Source organism: Cypionkella aquatica (assembly GCF_030161095.1).
In the GTDB taxonomy this organism is placed as follows: Bacteria; Pseudomonadota; Alphaproteobacteria; order Rhodobacterales; family Rhodobacteraceae; genus Cypionkella; species Cypionkella aquatica.
Genome location: NZ_BSPP01000004.1, coordinates 656,571 through 683,330 on the forward strand (window position 1 = coordinate 656,571; position 26,760 = coordinate 683,330).

At 59.1% G+C, this 26,760-nt stretch carries 21 protein-coding genes; 8 read left to right on the forward strand and 13 right to left on the reverse strand.

Going from position 1 to position 26,760, the window contains the following annotated elements; genetic code table 11:
• Nucleotides 1–32: 32 nt before the first annotated feature.
• The 9 genes from QQJ98_RS06645 to QQJ98_RS06685 form a co-directional block, all read right to left on the reverse strand.
• Nucleotides 33–1,151, reverse strand: a complete 1,119-nt coding sequence (locus QQJ98_RS06645) for a Gfo/Idh/MocA family protein (RefSeq protein ID WP_284324541.1) — start codon at nucleotides 1,149–1,151, stop codon at nucleotides 33–35.
• A 123-nt stretch (nucleotides 1,152–1,274) separates the two neighbouring features.
• A complete protein-coding gene (locus QQJ98_RS06650; protein WP_284324542.1) occupies nucleotides 1,275–1,448 on the reverse strand; it encodes a type 2 periplasmic-binding domain-containing protein in 174 nt (57 codons plus the stop codon).
• Nucleotides 1,449–1,500: 52 nt separating this feature from the next.
• Nucleotides 1,501–2,658: a glycosyltransferase family protein gene (locus QQJ98_RS06655; protein WP_284324543.1), complete on the reverse strand. Its 1,158-nt coding sequence runs from the start codon at nucleotides 2,656–2,658 to the stop codon at nucleotides 1,501–1,503.
• Nucleotides 2,655–3,872, reverse strand: coding sequence for a glycosyltransferase family 4 protein (locus QQJ98_RS06660; protein WP_284324544.1), 1,218 nt, complete (start codon nucleotides 3,870–3,872; stop codon nucleotides 2,655–2,657). The genes QQJ98_RS06655 and QQJ98_RS06660 overlap by 4 nt, the downstream gene beginning before the upstream one ends.
• A 29-nt stretch (nucleotides 3,873–3,901) precedes the next feature.
• Nucleotides 3,902–5,113: a glycosyltransferase family protein gene (locus tag QQJ98_RS06665; protein ID WP_284324545.1), complete on the reverse strand. Its 1,212-nt coding sequence runs from the start codon at nucleotides 5,111–5,113 to the stop codon at nucleotides 3,902–3,904.
• Between the two features lie 63 nt (nucleotides 5,114–5,176).
• Nucleotides 5,177–6,373 (reverse strand): ABC transporter permease, encoded by a 1,197-nt coding sequence (locus QQJ98_RS06670; protein WP_284324546.1) that lies wholly within the window; start codon nucleotides 6,371–6,373, stop codon nucleotides 5,177–5,179.
• A complete protein-coding gene (locus QQJ98_RS06675) occupies nucleotides 6,370–7,368 on the reverse strand; it encodes an ABC transporter permease (protein ID WP_284324547.1) in 999 nt (332 codons plus the stop codon). The genes QQJ98_RS06670 and QQJ98_RS06675 overlap by 4 nt, the downstream gene beginning before the upstream one ends.
• Before the next feature lie 3 nt (nucleotides 7,369–7,371).
• Nucleotides 7,372–9,261 carry an ABC transporter substrate-binding protein gene (locus QQJ98_RS06680; RefSeq protein WP_284324548.1) on the reverse strand — a complete coding sequence of 630 codons (1,890 nt, stop codon included), beginning with the start codon at nucleotides 9,259–9,261 and terminating at the stop codon, nucleotides 7,372–7,374.
• Nucleotides 9,258–11,186, reverse strand: a complete 1,929-nt coding sequence (locus QQJ98_RS06685; RefSeq protein WP_284324549.1) for an ABC transporter ATP-binding protein — start codon at nucleotides 11,184–11,186, stop codon at nucleotides 9,258–9,260. The genes QQJ98_RS06680 and QQJ98_RS06685 overlap by 4 nt, the downstream gene beginning before the upstream one ends.
• 262 nt (nucleotides 11,187–11,448) lie before the next feature.
• On the opposite strand from QQJ98_RS06685, the gene QQJ98_RS06690 reads away from it, so the two are divergent.
• The 6 genes from QQJ98_RS06690 (at nucleotide 11,449) to QQJ98_RS06715 (ending at nucleotide 20,309) form a co-directional block, all read left to right on the forward strand.
• Nucleotides 11,449–12,624, forward strand: a complete 1,176-nt coding sequence (locus QQJ98_RS06690) for a DUF3095 domain-containing protein (protein WP_284324550.1) — start codon at nucleotides 11,449–11,451, stop codon at nucleotides 12,622–12,624.
• 150 nt (nucleotides 12,625–12,774) lie between these two features.
• The gene (locus QQJ98_RS06695; protein WP_284324551.1) at nucleotides 12,775–15,495 is read left to right on the forward strand and encodes an ABC transporter transmembrane domain-containing protein; all 2,721 of its coding nucleotides are present in this window, start codon (nucleotides 12,775–12,777) and stop codon (nucleotides 15,493–15,495) included.
• 78 nt (nucleotides 15,496–15,573) lie between these two features.
• Nucleotides 15,574–16,041 carry a cyclic nucleotide-binding domain-containing protein gene (locus QQJ98_RS06700; protein ID WP_284324552.1) on the forward strand — a complete coding sequence of 156 codons (468 nt, stop codon included), beginning with the start codon at nucleotides 15,574–15,576 and terminating at the stop codon, nucleotides 16,039–16,041.
• 227 nt (nucleotides 16,042–16,268) lie between these two features.
• Nucleotides 16,269–17,102, forward strand: coding sequence for an MBL fold metallo-hydrolase (locus QQJ98_RS06705; RefSeq protein ID WP_284324553.1), 834 nt, complete (start codon nucleotides 16,269–16,271; stop codon nucleotides 17,100–17,102).
• A gap of 130 nt (nucleotides 17,103–17,232) precedes the next feature.
• Nucleotides 17,233–18,597 carry an adenylate/guanylate cyclase domain-containing protein gene (locus QQJ98_RS06710; RefSeq protein ID WP_284324554.1) on the forward strand — a complete coding sequence of 455 codons (1,365 nt, stop codon included), beginning with the start codon at nucleotides 17,233–17,235 and terminating at the stop codon, nucleotides 18,595–18,597.
• Nucleotides 18,594–20,309, forward strand: coding sequence for an adenylate/guanylate cyclase domain-containing protein (locus QQJ98_RS06715; protein ID WP_284324555.1), 1,716 nt, complete (start codon nucleotides 18,594–18,596; stop codon nucleotides 20,307–20,309). Before QQJ98_RS06710 ends, QQJ98_RS06715 begins: the two co-directional genes overlap by 4 nt.
• Here the strand turns inward: QQJ98_RS06715 and QQJ98_RS06720 are convergent.
• Genes QQJ98_RS06720 through QQJ98_RS06730 form a run of 3 tightly spaced genes read right to left on the reverse strand, consistent with a single transcriptional unit; the run spans nucleotide 20,248 to nucleotide 23,818 of the window.
• Nucleotides 20,248–21,921 carry a metallophosphoesterase family protein gene (locus QQJ98_RS06720; protein ID WP_284324556.1) on the reverse strand — a complete coding sequence of 558 codons (1,674 nt, stop codon included), beginning with the start codon at nucleotides 21,919–21,921 and terminating at the stop codon, nucleotides 20,248–20,250. The genes QQJ98_RS06715 and QQJ98_RS06720 overlap by 62 nt on opposite strands.
• A gap of 9 nt (nucleotides 21,922–21,930) precedes the next feature.
• On the reverse strand, nucleotides 21,931–22,416 hold the full coding sequence (locus QQJ98_RS06725) for a class I SAM-dependent methyltransferase (RefSeq protein ID WP_284324557.1): 486 nt from the start codon (nucleotides 22,414–22,416) through the stop codon (nucleotides 21,931–21,933).
• A gap of 58 nt (nucleotides 22,417–22,474) precedes the next feature.
• Nucleotides 22,475–23,818 carry a nucleotide sugar dehydrogenase gene (locus QQJ98_RS06730; RefSeq protein ID WP_284324558.1) on the reverse strand — a complete coding sequence of 448 codons (1,344 nt, stop codon included), beginning with the start codon at nucleotides 23,816–23,818 and terminating at the stop codon, nucleotides 22,475–22,477.
• Between the two features lie 145 nt (nucleotides 23,819–23,963).
• Between QQJ98_RS06730 and QQJ98_RS06735 the strand changes: the two genes are divergently transcribed.
• Both QQJ98_RS06735 and QQJ98_RS06740 read left to right on the forward strand, forming a co-directional pair.
• Entirely contained in the window at nucleotides 23,964–25,082 is a 1,119-nt protein-coding gene (locus QQJ98_RS06735) for a glycosyltransferase family 4 protein (RefSeq protein WP_284324559.1), read from the forward strand.
• Entirely contained in the window at nucleotides 25,079–25,804 is a 726-nt protein-coding gene (locus QQJ98_RS06740; protein ID WP_284324560.1) for a polysaccharide deacetylase family protein, read from the forward strand. Before QQJ98_RS06735 ends, QQJ98_RS06740 begins: the two co-directional genes overlap by 4 nt.
• On the opposite strand, the gene QQJ98_RS06745 is transcribed toward QQJ98_RS06740, so the two are convergent.
• The gene (locus QQJ98_RS06745) at nucleotides 25,796–26,758 is read right to left on the reverse strand and encodes a glycosyltransferase family 32 protein (protein ID WP_284324561.1); all 963 of its coding nucleotides are present in this window, start codon (nucleotides 26,756–26,758) and stop codon (nucleotides 25,796–25,798) included. The genes QQJ98_RS06740 and QQJ98_RS06745 overlap by 9 nt on opposite strands.
• Nucleotides 26,759–26,760: the final 2 nt, after the last annotated feature.

Sequence of the window (26,760 nt, forward strand, 5' to 3'; positions counted from 1 at the left end):
CGAACAACGACAGGCTGGCGCAGTTTTGCGCCCTATACGACGTCCAGCCAGCCTTGCGCTTTAGACGACGCTTGGATGGTTTCCACCAAGGTCTGAATCCGCAGGCCTTTGCGGAAGTTGAACGGCTCGGGCGATTTGCCTGCGATGGTGTTGATATAGCCTGCAACTTCAATGGCTTTCAGGTCGTTAAAGCCCAACTGATGGCCTGCTGCTACGCAAAACAGGCCATAGGGCGCGTGATCGGGCCCAGCCTCGATGCGGCGGAAACCTTGACGGCCCTTGGCGGCGGCGGTGTCAAAATGGTGCAGCACATTGAAATGCTCTTGGCTGAACGCCAAAGCGCCCTTGGTGCCGTAAACCTCAAAATCATGCTGCATCTTGCGGCCGGTGGCGATCCAGTTGCCCTCGATACTGCCTGATGCGCCGTTCTCAAAACGCAGGAAGGCGCGGCCAATGTCATCGACGGTGACGGCTTTGCGGCCTCCTTTTCCATCGGGGCGCTCGGCAATCATGGTGACAAGATCGCCCATTACGCGGGTGACCGGGCCGCAGAGAAATTCAGCAGTTGCAAGGGCATGGCTGCCAATATCGGCCAAAGCGCCACCACCTGCGGGGTCGTGGCGGAACGCATAGGGGCCGCTTGCATCCGCCATATAATCTTCGGCGTGCAGGCCGCGATAGCCACGGATCTCGCCCAACTCTCCGGCCATGATCATCTCACGCGCCAGCGTCAGCATCGGGTTGCACAGATAGTTGAAGCCGACTTGGGTTTTCACGCCCTTTGCTTCAGCGGCCAAAGTCATCTCCAAGGCATCGGCAGCCATCGGCGCAAGTGGTTTTTCGCAATAGACATGCTTTCCGGCAGCGATTGCGGCAAGCGACATTTCCTTGTGCAAAGCGTTCGGCGCCGTGATCGACACCACATCAATCGCCGGATCGAGCATGATGCTGCGCCAATCGGCGGTGGCATGGGCAAAGCCCAAAGTCGTCGCGGCGCGGGCGGCGGCTTCAGGCGTGATGTCGGCGACGGTGTGCAACTCCAGATCAAACGGCAGTTCGAACACGCGCGGGGCCGAGGTAAAGCCAAACACATGCGCCTTGCCCATAAAGCCGGTGCCGATCAGGCCGATGCGAAGTTTCGGTTTGCTCATGTCTGGGATCCTTGAGGGCTGCAAAAAGGCGATGAAATCCGCCATAGAGTTGGGGGCTGATCTGGTCAAGCGGCAGGAATTTTTGCACGGGCGAGGATCGTCAAATCCCATCAATGCTTGGATTTAACGGCGCTGCTCGGCCAACAGATCGACAAAAGCGTGTCGCGGTGGTGGCATGAAGCGGCGCAAGAAATACAGCCGCGGGCCATCCAACGGCGTCCACAAATCGGGCAGCGCCTGCACCAAAACGCCCCTGTTCAGATGCGGCTGCGACCAGGTCTGAAAGATGCAGATCATACCATTTGGCGCAATCGAACGCGATTGTGGGGATGGCTTAGACGGCGGTGATTTAAGCGCGGGCGCGGCTTTGGGCAAGGTCGCGCAAGATCTCGGCGCTGCGGGTTGCGCCGTTCAGGTTGATGGCAAGGGCGCGGCTGGGCATCGGGCGTTCGATTTCTGCTTTGATTGCTGCCGCCAAACTGGTGGCGGTCAAGCTGGACTCGGTCAGCGCGCGGCAGCGGCCAAGGGATTTCAGCAACGTGGCGCGGTCGGTCTGCTCGGTTTCGCCATCGACGGCATAGGGCACCAGAAGGGCGCGGCAGCCAGCCATCAGCACATCTGCTACCGTGTTGTAACCAGCTTGCGAGACGGAAAGTTTCGCGCCACGCATCAAGCTCGCAAGATCGACCCGAAACCGGGCCAATGTGACATTGGGCGGCAACTTGGCGTTCAGCGCGTCATAATCGGCTTGGGCTAAATTCGGCCCGGTGATGATCAGCCAGTTCGCAAGGTGCGGCAGCAAAGCAGCAGCACCGATAGCGTCGGTGATCAGGTGCTTGCCCGCAGCCCCGCCGCCTGCCGAAACCAGCACGTCAAACGTCTCGGTTGGCAGCGGGGGGGCTGGCGGGCAGACAAGGCCCGAATAGGCGATGGGTTTGGTGAGTTGATCGGCCAAAGCAAAGCTGTCGCCGAGTGCTGCAAAGCTGGGATCGCCGTGCACCAAGACCAGATCAAAGGCGGATTCGACCAGCGCCACGGTTTCCTCATTGCGGCCCGGCTTGATGCGGCGCTGCAAAATGTCGCGCACCGAGCTGACCAGCGCCGGGCGCGATTCGCTGGCTTGGATCGCGTCGATCAGCGGCAGTAATTCAAACCGGACTTGGCGGCGGCCAAATGGGAAAGCTTCGGTCAGCACAATATCGGGTTTTGCGGCATGGTAGGCGGCCAGAAGCTGATTTTTGCGGGCTTCAAGATAGGCGGCATCGGCAGGTTCGCCGCTGGCAGTCACCAAGCCCGCAAATTCGCTGCCAGCGACCGCGAGGGGTGGCAGGGCAATATGCGAGATACCGGGGCCGGGAAACCCCTGAACCGGCAGCCCGCCAGTCACAAGCGTCACCTCCATACCCAGATCAAGCATGGCGCGGGCAATGCGGCTGGCGCGAGCAAGGTGGCCAATACCCAAAAGATGCTGAACGTAAAAGAACACTGACGGCGATTTTGGGGTCATGGATGCACGCCTTCGGCCGCGAACAGGGCCACCAGTTCATCAACGCTGCGATGATAATCCAGCGTGGTGCGGACTTTTTTGGCAGCAGCCTCGCCATATTGCTGGCGCAGGCTGGGCGAGGTGATTGCAGTTTGCAAGGCCGCAGAAAGGGCTGCGGTATCGTCGGGAGCGACAAGCCAGCCGTTTTCCGCGTTGCTGAACAGCTCGGGGATGCCAGAGATATTGGTGGACAGGCAGGCAAGACCTTGGCTTGCGGCCTCGACCAGAACATTTGGCAAACCGTCGCGATCGCCATCGGCGGTGATCCGGCAGGCAAGGGCGAACAGATCTGACTCGCGATAGGCGGCCAGAACCTCGGCCTGATCGACTGCACCTTGCCAGCGGATGCGATCTGCAATGCCAAGACTTTCGGCAAGGCTTTGCAGATCAGATCGTTGCGCGCCCCCGCCCAGATGGGTGAAGCGCCATTGCAGATCGGCGGGCAGCAAAGCCAGCGCGCGCAGAAGGGTGTCGTAGCCCTTTTTCGGAACCGCGCGGCCAACGCTGACAATTTGAACCGGATCAGCGGCGTCTGAACCGTCGCGCGCGGGACGGCTTTCTGTAAAGGGAGGGAAGCGATCAAGATTCAGGCCGTGATAGCTGAGATGCACAGTTGCCGGATTTTGCGCCAAGGATTGCAGGTGCTTATGGCCCATCTCGGTACAAGTCACTGTCCAGTGCGCGCGGTTTAGTTTGGCCGCCAGTTCCCAATCAGGCGAGGTCCAGATGTCTTTGGCATGGGCAGAGACGCTCCATCCCAGACCCATGATCCGCGCAGCATAATCTGTGACGGATGCAGGGGTGTGTATGAAATGCGCATGCAGCCACGCGCCGTCCTGCGGCCATTCGGCGACCAGAACCGCCGCTTGCCCAAACCGACGCAGACGATTTCGGCTGCGGTCGCGCCACAGGTCTGCCAACCAGCCTTGCAGAGCCACTTTGAACCCGGGCTGACGGCGCGCGGCCCAAAGCCCGCGCAAGACCCGCATGGGTTCTTTGTGCAGGTATTCTGGCAGGTAAAGCAGATCCGCTTCGATTTCGTCATGCACTGCATGCCGCTTTTTGTCGGTTGGATGGCGGAGCGACACGATCACAAGTTTGAAGCCCGCCAGTTCCAATCCGCGCAATTCTTGCACGATAAAGGTCTCTGACAGCCGTGGGTAGCCTTTCAGCACCACCACGAGTCGTTGTCTGGCGGCAGCAGTCAAGTTGCGAACCGCAATGAGCTGGGGTGTTTGGAGCGGGTGGCCAAGTCTTCGCCGACCAGCCGCGCAATGTTGGTCAGACCTTCAAGATGCAGGCCGGGGGTGGCATCTGATGGCAGCGGCCGTCCGGGCAAGGCGCGCAAGGCGGCCGCCATTCGGGCTGGATCGGCGGCTTCTTCCGGCAGCAGCATCTCGATCATGCCAAGTTCAGCGGCACGGGTGGCGCGCAAAAGTTGTTCCTCGCGTGGGGTGGTGCGGGGCACGATCAACGCCGGTTTGTCGAAAGACAAAATTTCGCAATAGGTGTTATAGCCGCCCATCGCGACGACACCAGCCGAGCCTGCAATCAGCTCTTCCATCCGCGTGTCGAACTCGATCACTTCGATCTGCGGGATACTTTGGCCTTTACGCATGAACTCAGCGCGTTGGTCGGCGGGCATGTAGGGACCAAGCACCACTAGGGCCTTTTGGTCAAGGCTGGCGTCATGCAGATAGGCGTTCAGCACATTGTCGATCAGATCAGCGCCGTCGCCACCACCGCCCGTGGTCACCAGCAGATAGTCGCTTTCACGGCGCTTTTCCGACAGCTTTTCCTGCGCCGAGCGGCGTTGCAGAAAGCCCACAAACTCCATCCTGTCGCGCACCGATTGCGGCACATCAAGGCCGGTCAGCGGGTCGTAGAAATCCGGCGGGCCATAGACCCATATGTGATCATAGGTGCGGTCAATCTTGCCCATCACATCGTTGCGCTTCCATTCGGCATCCAGCAGATGCGGCGCATCCATCACCTCACGAAGGCCAAGCACAAGTGTTGTGCCTTTGGCTTTGAGATAGGCGAGGGTTTCTTCGATCTCACCGCGCAGGCCCATCGGCTCTTTGTCGACGATGAAGATATCGGGGGCGAAGCTTTCGGCGGTATGCCGGATGATCGAGCGGCGCATCTTGATCGTGTCAGCCACGTCAATGTGGGTCGCAAGCGACGAATATTCGCCATTGCGCAGTTTGATCACGCTGGGGATTTTCACGAAATCAACGCGAGCACGGTAATCAAACGCCCCCGCGATCTGCGAGCCAGAAACGATCAGGACCATCAAGCCGCTGTATTCCTGCACCAAAGCATGCGCGATCGTCCGGCAACGCCGCAGATGGCCCAGACCGAACGTGTCGTGGCTATACATCAAAATCCGCGCGTTTTCCAAAGAGTGCTTCATTCACTTTACCTCGGAGCGGATGGTTGAAGATCGGCGGCCTGGAGTGGTCATCGGGCGAACCTGCTATTGCGCATAGGGATCGGCGGCATCGCGTAACCCGTCGCCGAGGAAATTGAAAGCAAGGATCACCAGAATGACCGGGATCACCGGGAACATCAGCCACGGATACAGCGCGATGATGTTGACGCTGCGCGCCTCGGTCAACAGGATGCCCCAGCTGGAGATCGGTGCGCGCAACCCGATGCCAAGGAAGCTGAGCGCTGTTTCGCCCAAGATCATGCCGGGGATGGTCAAGGTAGCCGAGGCGATCAGATGTGACATGAAACCCGGGATCATATGGCGGCCAATGATGCGCGTGCTGCCCGCGCCCATCAGGCGGGCGGCGAGCACATAATCTTCCTCTCGCAACGCCAGCAGCTTGGATCGCACGCCACGGGCAAGCCCGGTCCAATCCAGCAAGCCAAGGATCACGGTGATGCCGATATAGACCAGGATCGGGCTCCACGTCACCGGGATGATCGCTGCAAGCGCCATCCACAGCGGTATCGACGGGATAGATTGCAAAACCTCGATCACGCGCTGGGTGATCGCATCGAACCAGCCGCCGTGATAGCCCGCAAGGCCACCGATAACGATCCCCAGAATAAAGCTCATGGTGACGCCAAGGATGCCGATGGTCAAAGATATGCGCGCGCCGTAGATCGTGCGCGACAGCACATCGCGGCCAAGGCGGTCGGTGCCAAGCAGGAAAAACTGCCCGCCCTTGGCCGGGCAAACCAAATGGGTGTCGCCCGGAACTAAGCCCCAGAAATTATAGCTGTCGCCCTCACAGAAAAACCGCAGTTTTTGCACTTGGGTCACATCGTCGGTGTAAATGCGTTGAAGCGTATCCATATCCAGCACTTGCGTGCGGCCATAGACAAAGGGGCCGACAAAGCTGCCCTCGTGAAAAAGATGCACGGTTTGCGGCGGCGCATAGATGAAATCGGTATTGCGGGCCTGTTGGTTGTAGGGGGCCAGAAACTCGGAAATCAGGATAGAGCCATACATGATCAGAAGGAAGATGCCGCAATAATAGGCCATCTTGTGCTTGCGAAACTGCCACCACATCAGTTGCAGCTGCGAGGCCTGCGCGAATTTCGACTTGGCAGAGGCAGCGTTTTCGGCCTCATACGGATCAAACGGCGCGTCCGAGACATAGTGCTGCATCGCTGCACCGGGGGCAGGCAACGAGGTGGGCTGATCGGTTGGATTGCTCATTTGCTGCTTCCTTTGCCCAGTCGGATGCGCGGGTCAAGAAACGTTAGTGCGATGTCGGAAATCAGCACGCCGATCACGGTCAGAAAGGCCAGAAACATCAGGAATGATCCCGCCAGATACATGTCCTGACTTTGCAGGGCACGGATCAGCATCGGCCCGGTGGTTTCCAGCGACAGCACGATTGCGGTCACCTCTGCCCCCGAGATCATCGCAGGCAGGATAGAGCCGATGTCCGAGATGAAAAAGTTAAGCGCCATCCGCAGCGGGTACTTCAACAGAACCTTGGTCGGGTGCAGCCCCTTGGCGCGGGCGGTGGTGACATATTGTTTGTGCAATTCGTCCAGCAGGTTGGCACGCAGACGGCGCACCATCGCAGCCGTGCCAGCCGTGCCAATGATCACCACGGGAATCCAGATATGCGACAGGATCGACGACAGCTTTGCCCAGCTCATCGGTTCGTTCAGGAATTGCTGATCCATCAGATTGCCGATGGAAACCCCAAACCAGATATTGGCGAAATACATCATCACCAGCGCCAGCATGAAATTCGGCACTGCAATTCCGATCAGGCCAAGGAAAGTCAGACCATAATCGCCCCAACTGTATTTATGGGTCGCGGAATAGATGCCAATGGGAAAGGCGATGATCCATGTGAACAGTATGGTGACGGTGGACAACAGCACGGTCAGCCATAGCCGATCCCCCACAACCTCATTCACCGGCAGGCGATATTCAAACGAATAGCCGAAATCGCCGTGCAACATGCCGCCGACCCACCAGAAATAACGCACCACCTGCGGCTGATCAAAGCCATAGCGTTCGCGCAGCATGTCAATCTCGGCCAAATCAGCGGACTCGCCCAGGGCGCGCAGCTCGGAGACATAGCTTTCAAAGTAATCGCCGGGTGGCAGTTCAATGATGAAAAACACCAGAACCGAGATCAGAAACAGCGTCGGGATCATCGCAAGGCTGCGCAGGATGACATAGCGAAACATGGGCTATTCCCTCGCCATGTAGAACGTGTCGGGCATGTAGGCGCCCAAAAAGCTTGTGGGGGTAAAGCCATACAATGCGTCATTGGGGATGTTGCGCATACGGACCGCGCGCACGATTGGCTGCGGTGCTGCATTGACGGTGCCGATAGAGAACACCTGATCCGCCCAAAGTCGCAGCATTTCACCCCAGATCCGCGTGCGCTGCGGCGTGGTGGTGCTGGCGCGCCACCGGTGCAACAGTTCTATTAACTGAATAGCTTCGGGCATATCCGGGGCCTTGCCGGCAGTCTGCGCCGAGGCATACCAAGTTCCCCAGACCGGCCATTGCAGCTGATCGGCGCTGGTGGGTGCCAGCCCATCGGGCGACATGTCGGCGGTGGGCACGGCGTTGTCGAGCCCCTGCCAGACCGCCATCTGCACCTCTCCGCCCATCGCGCGGCTGCGGAAGACGTCGCGCTGGGTCGAGCGGATGTAAATGGCGATGCCGACATCACGCATGTGGTCGGTGATCAGTTCCAGCACATCGACTTCCATCGTGCTTTCGCCTGCCGTCTCAACCACGATGCCCGCCTGCCTGCCATCGGGCAGCAGCCGGATATTGCCACCGCCGCGCTCGGTCAAACCCAATTCATCCAGCAGCGCATTCGCAAGATCGGGGTCATATTGCGCCCAAGCGCTGGCATATTCGGGTTTGTACAGCTGGCTGTCCGGCAAGATCGTATCGGCACTTTCGCGGCCAAGGCCGAAGAAGTTGACCTTGTTCAACTCTTTACGGTTGATCGCCACTGACAAAGCACGGCGCATCCGAACGTCTTGGAACAGCTTGCGCCACACCGGATCGTTGCAGTTCAGGTTGGGCAGCAAAGACACGCTTGACCCTTGCGTGCGCCGCCACAGTGAAACCTTCAGCGGATGCTGTTTTTCGGCCTGTTTCATCAGCGTATAGTCGGGGAAAGTTATGCCATTGGCCTGAAGATCGCTTTCACCGGTTGCGGTTTTGGCCGCGATAATCTCGGCCGAGGCGACGGCCAGTACGATGCGATCAAAGTAGGGCAGTTGTTGGCCCATCTGATCGACGCGGTGATAATAGGGATTACGCTCGAACACGAATTGCTCGGCTGGGGGGGCGGTGCGCGGACGCCAAGCCTCAAGCGTGGGCAGATCGGGGTTTTCCGGGCGGATGCTTCGCACCATTTTGGCATGTAAGCTTTGCCAATCATCGACGCGGTTGATCTCGACCAGTTCGGCCAGCTTCTCGGGTGTTTGATAGCTGGCGTGGAATTGGCGCATATATTGATGCGGCGCGAACAGGATCAGTGGGAGCGGGGCGGCGAGTTTCGGCAGAAAATCCGGCATCGGGCTGGCAAAGGTATAGCGCACGGTCAGCGGGTCGATCACCTCAAACGCGACGACCTTGCCATCGGCGATCAGATCGACCGGTGGCCCGCCGCGATAGAGCTCTGGGTTGTTCATCATGTCGCGCCAGCAATATTCAAAATCGGCGGCGGTGAACGGGCTGCCATCCGACCAGCGATGGCCTTCCCGCAGATGCAGCGTGTAGATTCGGTCGTCTTCGGCCTCAAATCCCGCCAGCAGATCGGGTGCCAACCGAAGATCGGCATTATAGCCGACCAATCGCGCATAGCTGTAAATCGGGATAAGCCGCACATCCCGCTGGCCACTGATCAGCATGCGCAGGCTGCCAGAATACCGCCCGGTAGAACGCCCCATGGCGGGCAGATCGACAACGCGCGGGTTGCGCGGCAGGCGTTCGGGCAGGGGAGGCAGAGTGCCCAAGCGCACTTCAGCGGCCAAAGACGGCGCTTCGGCAAAGCTGATGCTGGGCAGGGCGACCGAGGCGAGCAGGGTCAAAGCAGTGCGGCGGGTGATCATGATTTCAACTCTGCCATATCGGCGGATTTATGGGCCAGCACGAAATGGCCATTGCCCAGATCAAGCGGTGCCATTTGGCTTGCTTCGGCGCGGAACGCCGCCGCCCAGTTCACACTTGTCAGTGCAGAGCTACCCGCGAAGGTCGCAAAATCCAAGCGGCGCTCCAGATCGGGATAGGGCACGGCGGCCAGCAGGGCCTTGGTATAAGGATGCACGGGGGCGGTCATGATGGTTTCACGCGGTGCGATCTCAACAATCCGCCCTGCCCACATCACGGCCACCCGATCGGCCATATAATCCACAACGGCCAAGTTGTGCGAGATGAACAGATAGGTAAGGCCGAGATCCTTTTGCAAATCTTTCAGCAGGTTAAGAATTTGCGCCTGCACCGATACATCCAGCGCCGACACAGGTTCGTCACAAACGATCAGGCCTGGCGCCAGCGCGAGGGCGCGCGCAATGCCAATGCGTTGGCGCTGGCCGCCAGAAAAGCTGTGCGGATAGCGGTGGCGGGCGGACTGACCCAAGCCAATGGCCCCTAGCAAGGCATCAACTGTGTCGCGGCGCTGGGCGGGTGTACCGCGACGGTGGATATCAAGCGGTTCCGACAAGATATTGCCGACCGTCATCCGGGGCGACAGCGACGACACTGGGTCTTGAAACACCATTTGAATCTGAGTGCGCAGGCGTTGCAGATCATCGCCCTTGGCCTCCAGCACATCGACCGGGCCAGAGCCATCATCATAGATCACCGAGCCCGCATCCGGCGTCACCGCGCGCATCAGGATCTTGCTGACGGTGGTTTTGCCGCAACCACTTTCGCCAACCAAGCCCAGACATTCGCCGCGCCTGATGTCAAAGCTGACGCCATCCACCGCCGGAGCCGGGGCGGCGCTGGGCTTGCGAAATGCCCAAGCTTGATCGCGGGTCTGATAGGTTTTCGACAGGTTGCGCACCGACAGCAGCACTTCGGGCGCTTCGTGCTGCCTTGACGCCGTGTCCATTGGTTTTGCGTTGCCGATCGCGGTCATCAACTTGTCATGGTCAACCTTGATGTCCCGCAGTGGGCGCAACCGATCGCCTTGTGCCATGCCAAAATGAGGAATCGCGGCCATCAGGCCCTTAAGGTAGGGATGCTGCGGGCGGCGGAAAATATCCTCGACCGGGCCGGATTCCATGATGCGGCCCTGATACAGCACCACCACTTCATCGCTGACATTGGCGACGACGCCAAGATCATGGGTGATCAGCAAAATGGCCATGTTCATCCGCTGTTGCAGATCGCGCAGCAGCGTCAGGATTTGCGCTTGAATAGTCACATCCAGTGCGGTTGTCGGCTCATCTGCGATCAACAGCGATGGGCTGCAAATCAGCGCCATCGCAATCATCGCGCGCTGGCGCATGCCGCCTGAAAGTTCAAACGGATACATATCGAACACTTTGCCGGGCTTGGTAAAGCCGACGAGCGACAGCATATCCTCGGCGCGTTCGCGCTGTTCTTTCGCGGAAACGGGTTCGTGAATCCGCAATGCTTCGGTGATCTGATTGCCGATGGTGTGCAGTGCCGAGAATGAGGTCATCGGTTCTTGAAAGATCATGCCGATTTTGCTGCCGCGGATCGCGCGGATCTGGCGGCCATCACGCGGGAGACCCAATAGCTCAACCGTGCCACTGGGGGCCGATGGATCGGCCAGCAGCACTTTTCCACTGACACGGGCGTAATCGGGTTGCAGACCCATGATGGTCTGGCCAAGCACCGATTTGCCCGACCCGGATTCCCCCACCAAAGCGGTGATCTTGCCAGGCAAAACCCGCAGACCGACGCCTTTCAGGGCGTCTACATGACCCGTCGCCAAAGGAAACGACACTTTAACGTCTTCGACACGCAGCAAATCCGTGCTTGTGCCAAGTAGTTGTCCTGTCATCCGAACCGACCCATTTTCTTCTGCTGTCTGGATCACTTCAGATCCCCTCGCGTGGCGAAGCCTATTGCAAGCTAGAACTTTGTGCACTTTGCAATTAAAAAGTAACAGCCGGGATTGAATTCCTGCTTGGCCACCCCGAAATGCACTGATCGTGGCGGCTTTAGCGCTATGCAACGGTCGCACAGCGAAGTTTTGCAATCGCGCACAGAAAATGTGAACCGATGGCACCTGTATCGCGCCAAATCCGTGTTATGTTGCCGGAATGACAGAGCCAAACACCCTGAGCTTTCTTGCAGACCAGCCGATCTTCGCCGAATTTGAAGACGTGGCCAATCTGTCACGCTATCGTTCGCTGCCAGATGGTTGGGCGTTGGCGGTGGCTGATGTGGTCTCCTCCAGTGATGCGATTGCGCGCGGCAAGTATAAATCGGTGAATATGGCCGGTGCCTCGGTGATCACGGCCGTGCTGAACGTGCTTGATGGGAGCAACTTTCCCTTCGTGTTCGGCGGCGATGGCGCGGTGATCGCGGTGCCGCCCGAAGGGATTGAGTCGGCAGCGACGGCTTTGGCTGCAGTGGCGCGCTGGATCGAAGAAGATCTGGGTCTGAATATGCGTACCGCGATTGTGCCACTGTCAGCCATCCGTGCGGCGGGCCACGATGTGCGGGTCGCGCGGTTTCAAGCCAGCCCCGAGATGACATTCGCGATGTTTGCGGGCGGCGGCTCGGCTTGGGCCGAAGCGCAGATGAAACAGGGACAGTTTGCCGTGGCGATGGCCCCTCCCGGCAGCCGGGCCGATTTGACCGGGCTGTCGTGCCGATGGAACCCGATCCAATCGCGCAATGGTCAGATTGTCTCGATCATTGCACTGCCCACCGCACAAGCCCGGATGGATGCTTTTCGCGCCTTGGTGTCACAGGTGGTAACTTTGGCCAATATGGCGGGTGGGTCGGGCAACCCGTTGCCGCCCGAGGGACCTAATCCGCAGTTGACGCTGGCCGGCGTTGCGACTGAGGCTAGCGCGCTGGCGCCGCCGGGCAAACGCTTTGCCGCCAAGCTGAAGGTGGTCGTCGCAATCGTGATGACCGTGGTTCTGCACCGCACTGGCTGGACCTTGGGCAGTTTCAACGCGCGCGAATATGCGCGGCAACTGACCCGCAATACCGATTTCCGCAAGTTTGATGATGGTTTGAAAATGACGATTGATGTCAACGCCGATGGCCTTATGGCGATAGAATCCCTGCTTGAAACTGCTGCCGCTGCAGGGGTTTGCCAGTTTGGCCTGCACAAACAGGATTCTGCACTGGTCACTTGCATTGTGCCATCGCTGCGGGCGCATGATCACATGCATTTCATCGACGGCGCGTCAGGCGGCTACGCACAAGCGGCCACCGCGATGAAAGCCAAAGCCGCCGCGATGACGCCCGCGCTTTCATGACAAACGCCTTGCTTGGATAGGGCGCTTGCGATTGAGTGCAGTGAGCGATGGTTTTAAAGCAAAATTTGGTTCATTGCAGGCTTAGCAGTCGCCACTGCGCCCTGCGTTTCTATTTTCTCGCCGACCGATCTTGTGGAGGGCTTTAAGGCCATGCTGGACCCCAACATCTCACGCTACATCTGGACCCACACAAAGCGGCAGCAGCTTTGGGTTCTGGCGGTGGTCGCGGCGTCGATGATTCCGTATTTTCTGTCGCTGAACCTGCCCAAGCAGATTGTGAACGGACCTATTCAAGGTGATGGCTTTGCCGATCCTGCTGCCATGCAAACCTTTATGCAAATCTCATTTGATGTGCCGTGGTTTGGCACAGTGTCCCTGTTTGACGGCGTGCAGCTGGATCGATTGAACACGCTTTTCGCGCTTAGCGGTGTGTTCTTGCTGTTGGTGATCGTCAACGGGCTCTTCAAATATTACATCAATACCTACAAAGGCCGATTGGGCGAGCGGCTGCTGCGGCGGATTCGCTTTACGCTGGTGGATCACATTCTGCGCTTTCCCCCCTCTACCTTCAAACGGCTGAAGGGGGCCGAAATCTCAAGCATGGTCAAGGACGAGGTCGAGCCCTTGGGCGGCTTTACCGGAGATGCTTTTGTGGCTCCCGCGCTGTTGGGCGGGCAGGCGATCATGGCGCTGGCCTTCATCTTTGTGCAAAGCGTGCCGCTTGGGTTGATCACCACCGCCCTGGTCGCGGTGCAGGCACTGATCATCCCCCGAATGCGGCGGCGTTTGCTGGTGTTGGGTCGAGAGCGGCAGCTGACCGCCCGCGAATTGGCGGGCCGCGTCAGCGAGATCGTGGACGGCATCAATACGATCCACTCTTACGACACCTCGAATTTCGAGCGGGCGGACATCGCGTCGCGGCTCGGGCGGATCTATAAAATTCGCTTTGATATTTATCAGTGGAAGTTCATGGTGAAGTTCATCAACAACTTCCTCGCTTCGGTGACGCCATTCCTGTTTTACAGCATCGGCGGCTATCTGGCCTTGCAAGGTCAGCTGGATATTGGCCAGTTGGTCGCGGTGATCGGGGCTTACAAAGATTTGCCCGGCCCGCTGAAAGAATTGATCGACTGGGATCAGAACCGTCAGGATGTGCAGATCAAGTACAATCAGGTCATCGGGCAGTTTGCCGTGGATGGTTTGATTGACCCTGAGATACAGGCAGTTTCGACCGAGCGCGCTGATGGCAAGCTGACCGGGCCGCTGGCCGCTGTAAATTTGGGGGTGACCGATGACACTGGCGCTGTGGGGCTGGACCGCGTCAACTTCTCGCTGATGCCCGGAGAGTCGGTGGCGATCATCGGCAATGCAGGTTCGGGTGCCGATGTAATGGCCGAAGTGATGGCGCGCATCGTTTGGCCGACCCACGGCCAAATCAGCATCGGCGCGGCGGATTTGCACGCTTTGCCCGAATCGCTTTCAGGCCGTTCCATCACCTATGCGGGGACCGATGCCTATTTTTTCTTCGGAACAGTGCGAGACAACTTGCTTTACGGGTTGAAGCACGCGCCGATCACCGATCTGGTATTTGAAGGTGCTGCGCTGACGCAGCGTCAGTGGGAGAAGCGCGAGGCGCTGTGGGCGGGCAATCCAGAATTCGACATTCACTCGGATTGGATCGACTTTGAGTATCAGGGTGCCGCCGATATGACCGCCTTGATGCCGTCGGTTTATGCGGCGTTGGATGCAGTGGCGCTGACGCGCGACATGTTCGATCTGGCACTAAGGTCGCACGTCAATTTGGCAGAGCATGGCGATCTAAAGGCCAAAACCGTCGAGATGCGCCGCATCCTGCGTGACGCGCTCACCCAGCAGGATCTGAACGGTTTGATCGAACCGTTCGAGCCGGGCACTTACAACACTGAAGCCACGGTGATCGAGAATTTGCTGTTTGGCAACGCACGCACGCCGGAACTGATGGCCGGGGCGATCATCAACAATCCATATTTCCTGAGTCTCTTGAAGCAGCGCGGTCTGGCAGATGCTCTGTTTGCCGTCGGCACCGAGATTGCACGCAACGCGATCGAACTGTTCAGCGATCTGCCACCCGACCATCCGTTCTTTCAGCAACTGACCTTTATGCGGGCCGATGATATCCCCGTTTACAGTATCGTTTTGAAAAAGCTGGATAAAAGCGCCACCAGCGTGACCGAATCCGACCGTGCCATGATGATCCGGCTTAGCTTTGACTATATCGAACCCCGGCACCGTTTTGGTCTGCTGACACCCGAGCTGATGACCCGCATCGTCGATTTCCGCACGGATTTCCACGGCGGGCTGCCAGCCAACCTGAAAGACGCAATCGAGCTTTACGACCCCGAGCAATACATGGTTTCCGGCACATTGCTGGACAACATGCTGTTCGGACGCATCAGCCAGAAATACCGTGATGGGGTGGAGCGGATTTATGCGGTTGCAGGTGGCGTGCTGCGTGATCTGGGCATCTATGAAACCTTGCTCTCCATTGGGCTGGATTTCCACATCGGGGCGGGTGGCAAGCGGCTGACCTCGGTGCAGCGCCAGAAACTGGCGCTGGCGCGGGCGTTGATCCGGCGCTCGGATTTCTACTTGTTTAACCGCCCGCTGTCGGCTTTGGACACCCGCACGCAAGAACAGGTCCTGATTTCGGCGTTGAAATATTTGCGCAGGGACGGTCGCGCGCCAGCGGTTGCTTGGGTGATTTCACATGCGAAATTTGCGCGATTGTTCGACCGGGTCGCGGTTTTCGAGCGTGGCCGATTGGTTGAAGAAGGCCCTCATGCAGAACTTTTACAAAAGAATGGTATCTTCAAGGATCTGATATCTGCATAGTCAGGTTGCAAGTGGTCACAAAACTGTGACGTGGCAGCTTGGCCTATCCAGCAGGTGCAGCAATGGGAAGGTCGCGACGTGTTACTGAATGACGAAGTCAAAATGCTGAAACAAGTGCCATTGTTTGCGGGAGTTTCGCCTGCAAAGCTAAAGCTTTTGGCCTTCACATCTGAACGGGTTTCTTACCGTTCGGGCGATGTGCTGTGTCGTCAGGGTGATGCGGGTGACGCTGCCTTTGTGTTGCTGTCGGGGCACGCAGATGTAATCGTTGATGGCCCCACCGGGCAGATCAAGGTCGCTGATCTTGAAGAAAACGCCATCGTCGGTGAAATCGCTATCCTGTGCGATGTGGCCCGGACCGCCACCGTCAAGGCAGCCACGGCAGTTGAGGCTTTGCGGATCAGCAAGGAAAACTTCTTCAAACTGATGTCGGATTTCCCGGAAATGACCATTGAGGTTGTGCGGGTTCTGGCCGACCGTCTTAGCCAGACCACGGTGGAACTGTCAGAGGCGCGCAGCCGGGTTGCCGAACTGTCCAAGCGTTGAGACAGCCCAGCCTGCCATGATTTGGACAAGAGCTGCCGGTAATGCGGACAAGCATGGCTTTTCTTTTGTTCAGTTGTGCAATCGGGACTCGCATCTGGCCAAGATGCTTCCTATCCTAAAAGTATCAGCGATCTGGGGACTCTGATCTTGACGACGTGCGGTGATGAAAAAGCTTCTGGCTTGTGCGTAAGGCATGGCGGAGGGCAGCTTTTGGGCTTGCCTTTCGTATGACTGAACGTGCCAAGTTCCAGCTGAAGCTATGGGGCACACGTGGCGGCCTTTCGGTTAGCGGGCCGCAATTTGTGGAATTTGGCGGCAACACCACCTGTATCGAAATGCGCTGCGGCGATGATGTGATGATGTTCGATGCGGGCAGCGGAGCGCTTTCGGCGGGGGCGGCTATGGCGGCCGAGGGTTGCAGGGATGTGACGCTGTTTTTCACTCATACCCATTACGACCATATCTGCGGTCTGCCGTTCTTCAAACCGCTGTATTGCAAGCAGTCGCAGCTGCGGCTGTGGTCGGGCCACATGGGCGCTGCGATGACGACGCGGCAAATGTTGAAAGAATTCATGCGTGATCCGTTTTTCCCGATTGGGCCGGATTACTGCAGCGCGGGCATTGATGCGCGCGATTTCAAGGTTGGTGACGTGCTGACGCCGCATCCCGGTGTGCATATCCAGACCGGCTTGCTGAACCATCCCGGCAATGCGGTGGGCTACCGGGTTGAATTTGGTGGCCGCTCGATTGCGATTATTACCGATACCGAACATGAGCCGGGTGTGCTCGATCCTGCCGTGTTGCGGTTGATCGACAAGGTGGATTTGTTTCTGTATGACGCGACCTTTACCGATGCCGAGATGGCGACCTACAAGGGGTTCGGCCATTCTAGCTGGCAGCAAGCCGTACGGTTGGCGCAAGCGGCGGGTGCAAAACAGGTCGGCTTTATCCACCACAGTTTTCACCGCAGCGACGCAGATCTCTTGCAGATCGAGCAGGACGCCAAGGCGCAATTCGCCGGTGCCTTCTGCGGTCGAGAGCTTCAGGTGATTGACCTTTAGTCTACCGCTGTTCACGGTTTCGCCAGCTTGGACAGCGTTGTGGAAATGCTTCTTTTTTGTGACAGTGAAACCCGCTAAGAGCAGCATCTTTCCCATATTCGCGTTCGCATGGGGGAATAAGGACAGTTGCGTGCAATCTAATTTCTCCTCCATCCGGGATTTTCTGGTTTATCTATGGACGGGCGGGCCGTATGGCGAATCCGTGCCGGCCCGGGTGATGGCCGAGATTGATCGGCGTGAAACCGCAGCCGAGCAAACCATAAGTTGGGCGCAGCTTGGCATCGTGGGCTTTTTTACCGCGCTCTATTGGATCGCCCCGCGCGCCGAGGGCGGTTTTGGCGAAAACTTTGTGCCGATGACGCTGGCAGCCTATCTGGTCTTCACGGTTTTCAGGGTGTTCCTGTCGTATCGCATGGTGCTGCCCGGTTGGTATCTGCTGCTGTCGATGGTGGTCGACGTGGGCTTGCTGTGCGGCATGATCTTTTCGTTTCACATCCAGTATAATCAGCCGCCTGCGTTTTATCTGAAATCTCCAACGATGATTTATCTGTTCTTTTTCATTGCCTTGCGGGCTTTGCGATTTGATCCGCGCTATGTCTTGATGTCTGGGCTGATTGCAGCTTCAGGCTGGGTGTTGATGGTGCTTTATGCGCTGACTTATGACATGGGCGACATGCACATCACCCGCAATTATGTTGAATACCTGACCTCGAACACCATCCTGATCGGGGCGGAGATTGATAAGGTTATGACGCTGCTGGGTGTCACGTTGATTTTGACCTTTGCGCTGTTTCAGGCGCGATCTGTGCTGATTGACGCCATTCAAAGCCATGCCGCTGCCGATGATCTCAGCCAATTTTTCGCACCCGAAGTGGCCGATCTGATCACACAATCGGCGCAGATGCCCGCCAGTGGCCAAAGCGAAGTGCGTTCGGCGGCAATCATGTTTGTCGATGTGCGCCGCTTTACCACCACGGCGCTTAGCCTGCCGCCGGCGACGGTGATGCGGGTGTTGGAGCACTATCAGCAGATCGTTTTGACGGTGATCGAGCAGCAACACGGCCAGATCGACAAATTCATGGGCGATGGAATTCTGGTGACTTTCGGGGCGCTTCAGCATGGCGAGACATATGCGGCAGATGCATTGCAGGCGGCATCATCCTTGATCGCTGCGTTGGACGAGCGGCAAGATGAATTCGCCGCGCTGGGCTGGCCCGGCCGTTTTGTGGTTGGCGTCGCCGTCGCGTCGGGGGATGTAACGGTGGGGATCGTAGGCTCGCAGGGGCGCTACGAATTTACCGTGATTGGCCATGCGGTCAATCTCGCCTCAAAGCTGGAAAGCGCCAACAAGGCACAACATACCCGCGCTTTGACCGATGCCATCACCCATGCCCGCGCTGAAGCGCAGGGCTATGCCAATCCGGCGGTGCTGCGGCGGGACGGCGTGGTCGTGAAGGGCTTGAGCGCACCCGTCGACCTTGTGGTTTTGGCATGAGCGATCTGAGCCGAGTTGGCGACATGCACGCCCGGCCAGACGGCTGGCGCAGGCTCGCCCAGCGACTGCGCTCAAGTGCCAGCGTGCTGCGGTTGTGGTCGGGACTGATCCTGTTCGGTTTTGCTGCGCTGCATTTGCTGAATCACGCGCTGGGGTTGGTATCGCTTGAGGCGATGCAGGCGGGGCAGGATCTTCGACTTGCCGTCACCCGCAGCACACTTGGCACGCTGATCTTGTGCGCCGCGGCTTTGGTGCATTTCTGTCTTGGCATGTGGCGGTTTATCTATCTGCGCACGTGGCGGATTGGCTTGCGGGGTGTTGTGCAATTGCTGTTCGGCTTGCTCATTCCGATTCTGCTGATCCGGCATGTGTTGGGCACACGCGGCGTGCATGAGTTTTTTGGCATCGCTGACAGATATGCCTATGCGTTGCGAGCGATGTGGCCCGGCGAGGCGGTGCGGCTGGCCCTGCTGGTCACCCTTGTCTGGGTGCATGGCTGTATCGGCCTGCATATGTGGCTGTCGCCGAGGCCGTGGTATCGTCGCAACCTTTGGGCGGTCTACGGGCTGGCGGTGTTGATCCCAACGCTGGGCTACGCGGGCTATGTCTCTGCCGGGCGGTTGGAACGGCTGCGCGGTGGCGGGTCCAACCCATTCACACCCGAACAATACGCCTTGATCCAAAGCAGGTTGGTCGAATGGCCCTACGCCTACTTCTTCATCCTGATGACAGGCATGGCGATCTGGTTTCTGCTATTGGTGGCCAACCAGATGGGCGCGCGGGTGACGGTGCGCTATGCCTACGGCCCGACCATCACGGCATCGCGTGGCATGTCGGTGCTAGAGATCAGTCAGGCCAACCGCATCCCGCATGCGTCGGTTTGCGGCGGTCGGGCGCGGTGTTCAACCTGTCGGGTGCGGGTGCTAGAGGGGTTCGACCAACTGCCGGCGCCCTCGGCAACCGAACAGCAGGTGTTGCGGCGGGTGGGTGCGCCCGCGAATGTGCGCTTGGGCTGTCAGCTGCGGCCCACGGCGGATGTGATGATCTCAACCCTGCTGCCCGCCAATCTGGAGCAAGGCCGGACCGGCGATTTCGACAAATACCATTGGGGGGTCGAGCGCGAGGTGACGCTGTTGTTCTGCGATTTGCGCGGCTTTACCAAAATGTCGGAAGGCCGTCTGTCGTTCGATGTCGTGTTCGTGCTGAACCAGTTTCTGGGCCGCATGGCCGAAGCGATCGAAGACAGCGGCGGCTTTGTCGATAAATTCATGGGCGATGGCATCATGGCGATATTTGGCATGGATGCAGCCCCAAGTGATGGCGCGCGCCAAGCCATCGCAGCTGCCCGCGCGATGAGTGGGGTGCTGGACAGTTTGAATCAAAGCCTGCACGAGGAGTTGCGTATTCCTTTGGCCATGGGGATCGGTATTCACTCTGGCCCGGCGATTCTGGGTCGGATCGGCTCGGTGCAGCGCACGGAATCGGTGGCGCGGCTGACCGCCTTGGGCGAGACTGTAAACATCGCCAGCCGTCTGGAAAGCGCCACCAAGGAACTGGGCGTTCAGGCTGCGGTTTCTGCCTATGCGCTAAAGCTCTCCGGCCTACAGCCGAATGAAACCACGATTCCCCGCACAGTTGAAATCAGGGGCCTTAGTCAGCCGTTGGATATCGTGGTGGCGCGGCGGGCGACGGGTCTGCCGCAGCCGGGATGATCGCGGTGTCATCGGCCTGCATCCGATCAAGCGAGGTTTGCAGCACCGATAGAAACCGCCACAGGAAAGCAGCTGCACCTTGGCGCGGATCGGCTGCGGGGTCGCCAAAAGCAGCGGCAATGGCGCGGTAACCTGCAAGTCGCTCCGCCGTAATCCAGTTTTTTGCCAAAGGCCCAGCGACTTTGATCAGGTAGGCATCGATGATCAGCTCCGACAGCGGGTAATCAACAAGGCTTTGCGCGGCAAGCCCATGCCGCAGCGCAAAATCTTCGGCACTGATACCCGCCAGTTCAAGCAAAAATCGCGCGTCTTTTCCGGTCAGCAAGCCCGCAATCTCGGCAGGCCAGTCATACTGCAACCGTCGCTCTGTTACATTCGCCCGCCTCTGCGCGGCAAGAAAGGTCCCGAATGGCAACGGCGGTCCTTGCCGCCCCTCGGCCTGATACAGGGCCGAAATCTTGGGGTCTGGCGGCAGCTCATTCAGGGTGATGGTCTGCGCGGTGGCTGTTTTTGCATCGGCTTGGATGATCTTGAACGCAGGCGGAAACGCCACAAGCGAGGGCATCGAAATATCTGTCAGCGCACCCGCTTCTGTCACCAGATGGTTGGTCGCGTTGACATGCATGTGCCCCCCGATATGCCAGCGCAATCCGGCCGCGATCAGGGCCTGTGCCACCTCTGGCCCCGGCGTGCGCCGGGTGTTGCTTGTTGGGCCGAACAGCGCATGCTCAGACTGCGCCGCATCTTGAAACGGGTCCAACACTGGATAATGCGACACCGTCAGCAAGGTTTTCCCAAGCGCCCGCGCCCGCGACGTGACATCGGTGATCCACGCCAGCAGAAACGGCTTTACCCGCAGCAACGCATTCCAGCCCGCATCTGATGGGCCGAGAAACGCCTTTTTGCGTGTGGCATCATGCCGACCACCGCACGGCTCGAACACATTGGCATCCAGCATCAACAGCCAAAGGCCGGGCTCTGGCTCCACCAGATAGGATGCATCCATCAGGGTCTGCGTAACACTGCCGTCGGCAGACTGGGCGCGATACATCCGGCTTTCGATCTGGTCGCTGGCCGAGAATGGGGTTTCCCAATGCAGATAATCTGGCTGTCGAAACAACCCAAACCGCGCAATCGGCAACAGCGCCTCTGGTTGCCCGGCACAGCGCATCGCGGGTGACAGAATGGCCGGATGGTCGCTGACATAGATCGGGTCGCTGGACACAGTGACGGTTTCACCCGGCGCGCTGACATAGGGGCTGGTGACGTGTTTGCCATGCGGGCCGTAAAGGTCGTGATTGCCGGGTATCGCGTAAAAGCGCAGCCCGTGCCGAGCCTCGAACCGGTCCAGCACAGCGACCAGCCGCCGAACATTTTCGACCTGCCCGTCATCGCTGTAATCGCCCGCCAAGACGACATGGCGCACCCCTGCCGCTGCGATCTTTTCAAGCGCCGCAGTCAGGGCACCCGCGCTTTCATTAAACGCCCGCGCTGCCGTCCTCGTATCGGCCCAGCTGCGCATCGCGCGGTTTGCGCCCTCGATCACTAGGCCAAAATCGCCCGTCGTGTCGTGAAAATGTGCATCAGCCAGCACTGCCACCCTGTGCAACATGACGGAGCCTTAGCCTTGCTTGCGGTATGCAAAGTAAAGATTGCGACCAATGCCAGATGGCATATCCAGCGGCTTCAGTCGCGGATGCACCAGCTGCAAACCACTGACGGCGACGCCACCCTGCATCAGCAGATCGACGCAAAGCTGCGGCAACCACGTCTGTACACCGGCATCCTTATCAGCATAGCCGGTCCCAATATCGGCATGCACCATTGCGGCATCCGCTTTGGCATAGGTTGTTGCGGTTTGCGAAATCTCGCCGAGAATCAGGTCAGCGGCGGGGGGCGTAGATGTGCCATGCGACGCCACGGCGCGATCAAACACGATGACGCGCCGCCCAGAAAAGGCTTCGAGAAGATGGCTGTAGGTGCGGCCATTGCCCAGCCCGATCTCAAGGATCGCACCGCCATCCGGCAGCAGACTTTGCGCGGCAATCAGGTTCAGAATGTCGCGCTGCGCTGTGATGCGGTCAACGAACAGATCCAGACGGGACATCGGGCGACCTTCCGGTTTATTGGTTTGGATGTGCCTGAGTTTGGCTGTGCCAGACCGATTACGCTTTGACGATGTGATTGCCCGCGATGTTATGGCGGGCAAAGACGTTGCGGGTGTCGATGATCAGCGGCGCATGTGCTGCCAGCAAGGCATAATCCAGCCCGTCATGGTCGGTGGCTATCAGCACTGCATCAAACGACTGGATCGTGCACGAATCAAGCGGCACCGAACGGCGCCCCATCAACGCGCCATAAGCCCGCGTTTTCGGAATTTCGGACACGAAAGGATCGTGATAGCTGGCCTGCCCGCCACGTTCTTCAATCAGCTCGATCAGTTTCAGCGATGGGCTTTCGCGAATGTCCGGCACGTTTTTCTTATAGGCCAGACCGATCACCAGCACGTTGGATCGGCTCAGCGCTTTGCCAGAGTGAAGATCCAACGCCTCGGCCAGACGGCTGGCAACATGGCGTGGCATCGCCGCGTTGATCTCACCCGCAAGTTCGATGAAGCGGGTGGGAATGTCATATTCCCGGGCTTTCCACGTAAGATAAAACGGGTCAATCGGGATGCAATGTCCGCCCAAACCCGGGCCGGGGTAGAACGGCATATAGCCGAAAGGCTTTGTCTTGGCGGCCTCTATGACTTCCCAGATATCGACGCCCATCGCTTCGTAAATCACCTTCAACTCGTTGACCAAAGCGATATTGACGGCGCGAAACACGTTTTCCGTCAGCTTGACGGCCTCGGCGGTGGCGGTTGAAGATACCGGCACCACAGTTTTTACCACGGCGGCATAAAAAGCTGCAACCAACACACCCGCAGCCGCACCATCGCCCGCAACAATCTTGGGAATGGTTGAGGTGTCATAGGCCCGGTTGCCGGGATCTTCACGTTCAGGCGAAAACCCAAGGTAGAAATCTTGGCCCGAAACCAAACCGCCAGCCTCTAGGATTCGCTTCACCGGGCCGTCGGTGGTGCCGGGATAAGTCGTCGATTCCAGCACGATCACCTGACCCGGGCGCAAGGTTTTGGCGATGTCGTCGCAGGTGCGGGTGATGAAAGACAGATCAGGCTCGCGGTGGCGGGTCAGCGGGGTTGGCACGCAGATCACAATGACATCGCAGAACCCAAGTCCCGCGAAATCAGCGGTGGCGGTGAAACGCCCGGCTGCAACCTGCTCGGCCAGCACTGCATCTGGCACCGCCTCGATATAGCTTTTGCGCGCATCGACGGCGGTAATCTTGCCGGGATCGGTGTCAAATCCCGTGACATGGAAGCCCGCCCGCGCTGCGGTGATTGCCAATGGCAAGCCGACATAGCCCAGACCAATCACCCCGACACGGGCCTTGCGACTGGTGATGTTTTGCAAAAGCATCGAATGGGGCAAGGGGCGATCCGCCATGGCTGAGGGTGGTTCCGAGATGGGGCAGTTTGGCAGGCCTGTCAAGGATGCGGCAACCTGCCGGATCACTACGATTCCGGTCGCCCTGCGCCGGCTTTGCGCTTAACCTGTGGGTGTTGCTTGCAAACCAGCCGGATCATTGCCCATGACGCGCCCTGAACGCCGCCTGCGGATCGCCTTCTACGCGCCTTTGAAGGCCCCGACGCATCCGGTGCCTTCGGGGGATCGTTTGATGGCACAACTGCTGACGCAATGCTTGAATATTGCGGGTCATCATGTCGATCTGGTGTCTGATTTACGCGCCTATCTGGGCGACGCGCAGGATGTGACCGGTTGGGCAGCTTTGCAGGCAGCGGCCAAACTGGAGCAAGACCGGATCTGTGCGGATTGGGCCAAGAGCGGCCCGCCCGATCTGTGGCTGTGCTATCATCCCTATTACAAGGCGCCCGATCTGCTGGGACCAACCCTCGCGCAACAATTTGGCCTGCCCTATGTCACGATTGAAACTTCGATCTCTGCGCGGCGCAATCTGGGGATCTGGAGCGAGATGCAGGCCCAGGTTGAAAAAGGTGTGCAGCAGGCCAGCCTGAATTTGTGCTTGACCGCGCGCGATGCGGCGGGTTTGCAACTGGCCACCCCAAGCGCACGATTTGCTAGGTTTGCGCCGTTCATCCAGACCGATGCTTTCGCAGCCCCGCCAAATCCGCAACCTGGCCATCTGGTCACGGTGGCGATGATGCGCCAAGGCGATAAGGCTGACAGTTATCGCAGGCTTGCGGCAACTTTGGCCTTGCTGCCGAGTGATCTGGAATGGCGGCTTGCTGTGGTCGGCGGGGGACCCCTTTGCGACGAAGTACGCGCGATGTTCAGGGGTCTGCCTGCGGATCGAGTAAATTGGCTGGGCGAGCAACCTCCGCAGCAGATCGCGACACTTCTTTCGCAGGCTTGGGCCTATGTCTGGCCGGGCTGCGGAGAGGCTTACGGCCTTGCGTATCTAGAGGCTCAGGCGGCTGGCGTTCCAGTGGTGGCGCAACGCGTGGCGGGGGTGCCAGAGGTGGTTGCAGATGGCGAAACCGGATTTCTGACAGCAGAAGGCGATGATGCGGCGGCGGCGGCGGCCATTGCCCGGCTGTTGCGTGATCCTGACTTGCAGCGCCGCATGGGTCAGGCCGCACGCGTTCGGGTTCTGCGCGATCATGCGCTGGCGGGGGCCGCGCACCGCCTTAGCACCGTTTTGCAAACATTGGTAAAGGTTGCCGTATGACGCAGGCATTGCAAAACGCATTGGATCAAAGGGCAGCTGCTGGAAACCCGGCGCGGCTGTGGTTGCGCGATGACGATGCGAGAGCGCCCAGTGTGGCACTGGATCAATTGTTGGGCGTTACCGAAGCCTCCAGCGTCCCTGTCACACTGGCGGTTATTCCTGCCGATGCGGGTGCCGCGTTGGCCGCGCGGCTGCAAAAAGCCGCAGGCGTGTCGGTTGCCGTGCATGGCTGGTCGCATCGCAACTATGCCCCAGAGTTTGAGAAAAAGCAGGAACTGGGCGCGTACCGGCCGATACCGCAAGTCTTGGCCGAGCTTGAGCGTGGATTTGTGCGACTGTCGCAGCAATACCAGCAACATTTCACCCCGGTGCTGGTGCCGCCGTGGAACCGCATCAGCCCCGATGTGGTGGCAGGCTTGCCCGGTATCGGCTTTCAGGCGCTTTCAGTATTTGGCCCCGAACGGCAAGCCGCGCTGCCGTTGATCAACACCCATGTTGATGTGATCGACTGGCGCGGCGGGCGCATGGGGCGGCCAGATGCGGTGCTGATGGACGAGATTGCAGCCGCCATCACCCGAGGCGACCAGCCGATCGGCGTGCTGACGCATCACCTTGTGCACGATGCGCAGGTCTGGGGCTTTCTGGCGCGCTTGTTCGCCTTGACGGTTGGTCATCCCGGCTGCCGTTGGGTCGGTCTGCCAGAGCTTATCCGCTTACCATGACTTCCACGCGATCAGCAGCCCGCCATCGGCTTGATGGATCTGGGTGCGCAATGCCTCGACATCTGCGACATCTGCGCGATCCGGCAACGCCCCGGCAACCAGTGTTTGCGGCGCAACACTGACCGATCCGCCGCGTGTTGCCAATGTAAAGACCAACGGCCCTGTGGACCACCAGGCTGGCGCCTGCGGCAACAAAGCCAAAACTTGCGGCAAACGCTGGTTAAGTCGATGCAAGGCGGGGTGGTTTGGTGGGGTGGCGATAAATGAATTGGCCAGCAACAGCCCGCCAATCCCGGTTTGGCGCGGCACGGTCTCTGGCCACGCGCTCATGCCTGTCAGCGGCAACAGATCGTGAAAGCCGATGTCGTCGCGCGCCGGGAACCAATCGCAATCAAGATAGATTCCGCCCTCTGCCGCCAGAATCGCATAGCGGGCAACATCGACCGCGCCCGGATAATCCCGCCGCGCTAGCATCGCCGCATACACCGGCAGGTCAGACAAGCCCAGCCGCTGCAGATCGTCTTCTTGCCACAGCCGATAGCGGTAGCCCTGCGCCGCCGCATGATTTCGCCACGCAGCCACCGTTGCGGGCACGGGCAGATTGCCGATCCAGATCTGATGGATGATGCGTGGCACCGCCGCGCGGTTGGCGTCTGTGATGGCGCGTTGCTCCGCGGTTGAGAACTGGAACAGCGGCGCCAGTATCTCGGATGGCGGCACAAGATGAAACTGATAGCCGGCCCGCGCCACCACATCACCTTTGGCCTTTGCCAGATGCAGCCGCGCAGCATGCAGACGGCGCGGCAGGCCAATCACGGTTTGTGCAGGCAAGGCGATGATCGTCGGATCAGCCGCCAACCCATCCAGCACTATCTCCGCCGCCGCCAAATCCCCCGACGCGACCAAGGCTTTTGCGGTCGCAATGCCATCATCCATGCGCTGCTTGGGCGTCACCC

What these genes read in the sequence shown, in the direction of transcription:
- QQJ98_RS06705 (WP_284324553.1), top strand. Translation starts at nt 16,269, where the DNA reads ATGACTGAACGTGCCAAGTTCCAGCTGAAGCTATGGGGCACACGTGGC.
- QQJ98_RS06645 (WP_284324541.1), bottom strand. Translation starts at nt 1,151, where the DNA reads ATGAGCAAACCGAAACTTCGCATCGGCCTGATCGGCACCGGCTTTATG.
- QQJ98_RS06735 (WP_284324559.1), top strand. Translation starts at nt 23,964, where the DNA reads ATGACGCGCCCTGAACGCCGCCTGCGGATCGCCTTCTACGCGCCTTTG.
- QQJ98_RS06675 (WP_284324547.1), bottom strand. Translation starts at nt 7,368, where the DNA reads ATGTTTCGCTATGTCATCCTGCGCAGCCTTGCGATGATCCCGACGCTG.
- QQJ98_RS06680 (WP_284324548.1), bottom strand. Translation starts at nt 9,261, where the DNA reads ATGATCACCCGCCGCACTGCTTTGACCCTGCTCGCCTCGGTCGCCCTG.
- QQJ98_RS06740 (WP_284324560.1), top strand. Translation starts at nt 25,079, where the DNA reads ATGACGCAGGCATTGCAAAACGCATTGGATCAAAGGGCAGCTGCTGGA.
- QQJ98_RS06655 (WP_284324543.1), bottom strand. Translation starts at nt 2,658, where the DNA reads ATGACCCCAAAATCGCCGTCAGTGTTCTTTTACGTTCAGCATCTTTTG.
- QQJ98_RS06665 (WP_284324545.1), bottom strand. Translation starts at nt 5,113, where the DNA reads ATGAAGCACTCTTTGGAAAACGCGCGGATTTTGATGTATAGCCACGAC.
- QQJ98_RS06685 (WP_284324549.1), bottom strand. Translation starts at nt 11,186, where the DNA reads ATGACAGGACAACTACTTGGCACAAGCACGGATTTGCTGCGTGTCGAA.
- QQJ98_RS06695 (WP_284324551.1), top strand. Translation starts at nt 12,775, where the DNA reads ATGCTGGACCCCAACATCTCACGCTACATCTGGACCCACACAAAGCGG.
- QQJ98_RS06720 (WP_284324556.1), bottom strand. Translation starts at nt 21,921, where the DNA reads ATGTTGCACAGGGTGGCAGTGCTGGCTGATGCACATTTTCACGACACG.
- QQJ98_RS06670 (WP_284324546.1), bottom strand. Translation starts at nt 6,373, where the DNA reads ATGAGCAATCCAACCGATCAGCCCACCTCGTTGCCTGCCCCCGGTGCA.
- QQJ98_RS06650 (WP_284324542.1), bottom strand. Translation starts at nt 1,448, where the DNA reads ATGATCTGCATCTTTCAGACCTGGTCGCAGCCGCATCTGAACAGGGGC.
- QQJ98_RS06715 (WP_284324555.1), top strand. Translation starts at nt 18,594, where the DNA reads ATGAGCGATCTGAGCCGAGTTGGCGACATGCACGCCCGGCCAGACGGC.
- QQJ98_RS06690 (WP_284324550.1), top strand. Translation starts at nt 11,449, where the DNA reads ATGACAGAGCCAAACACCCTGAGCTTTCTTGCAGACCAGCCGATCTTC.
- QQJ98_RS06730 (WP_284324558.1), bottom strand. Translation starts at nt 23,818, where the DNA reads ATGGCGGATCGCCCCTTGCCCCATTCGATGCTTTTGCAAAACATCACC.
- QQJ98_RS06725 (WP_284324557.1), bottom strand. Translation starts at nt 22,416, where the DNA reads ATGTCCCGTCTGGATCTGTTCGTTGACCGCATCACAGCGCAGCGCGAC.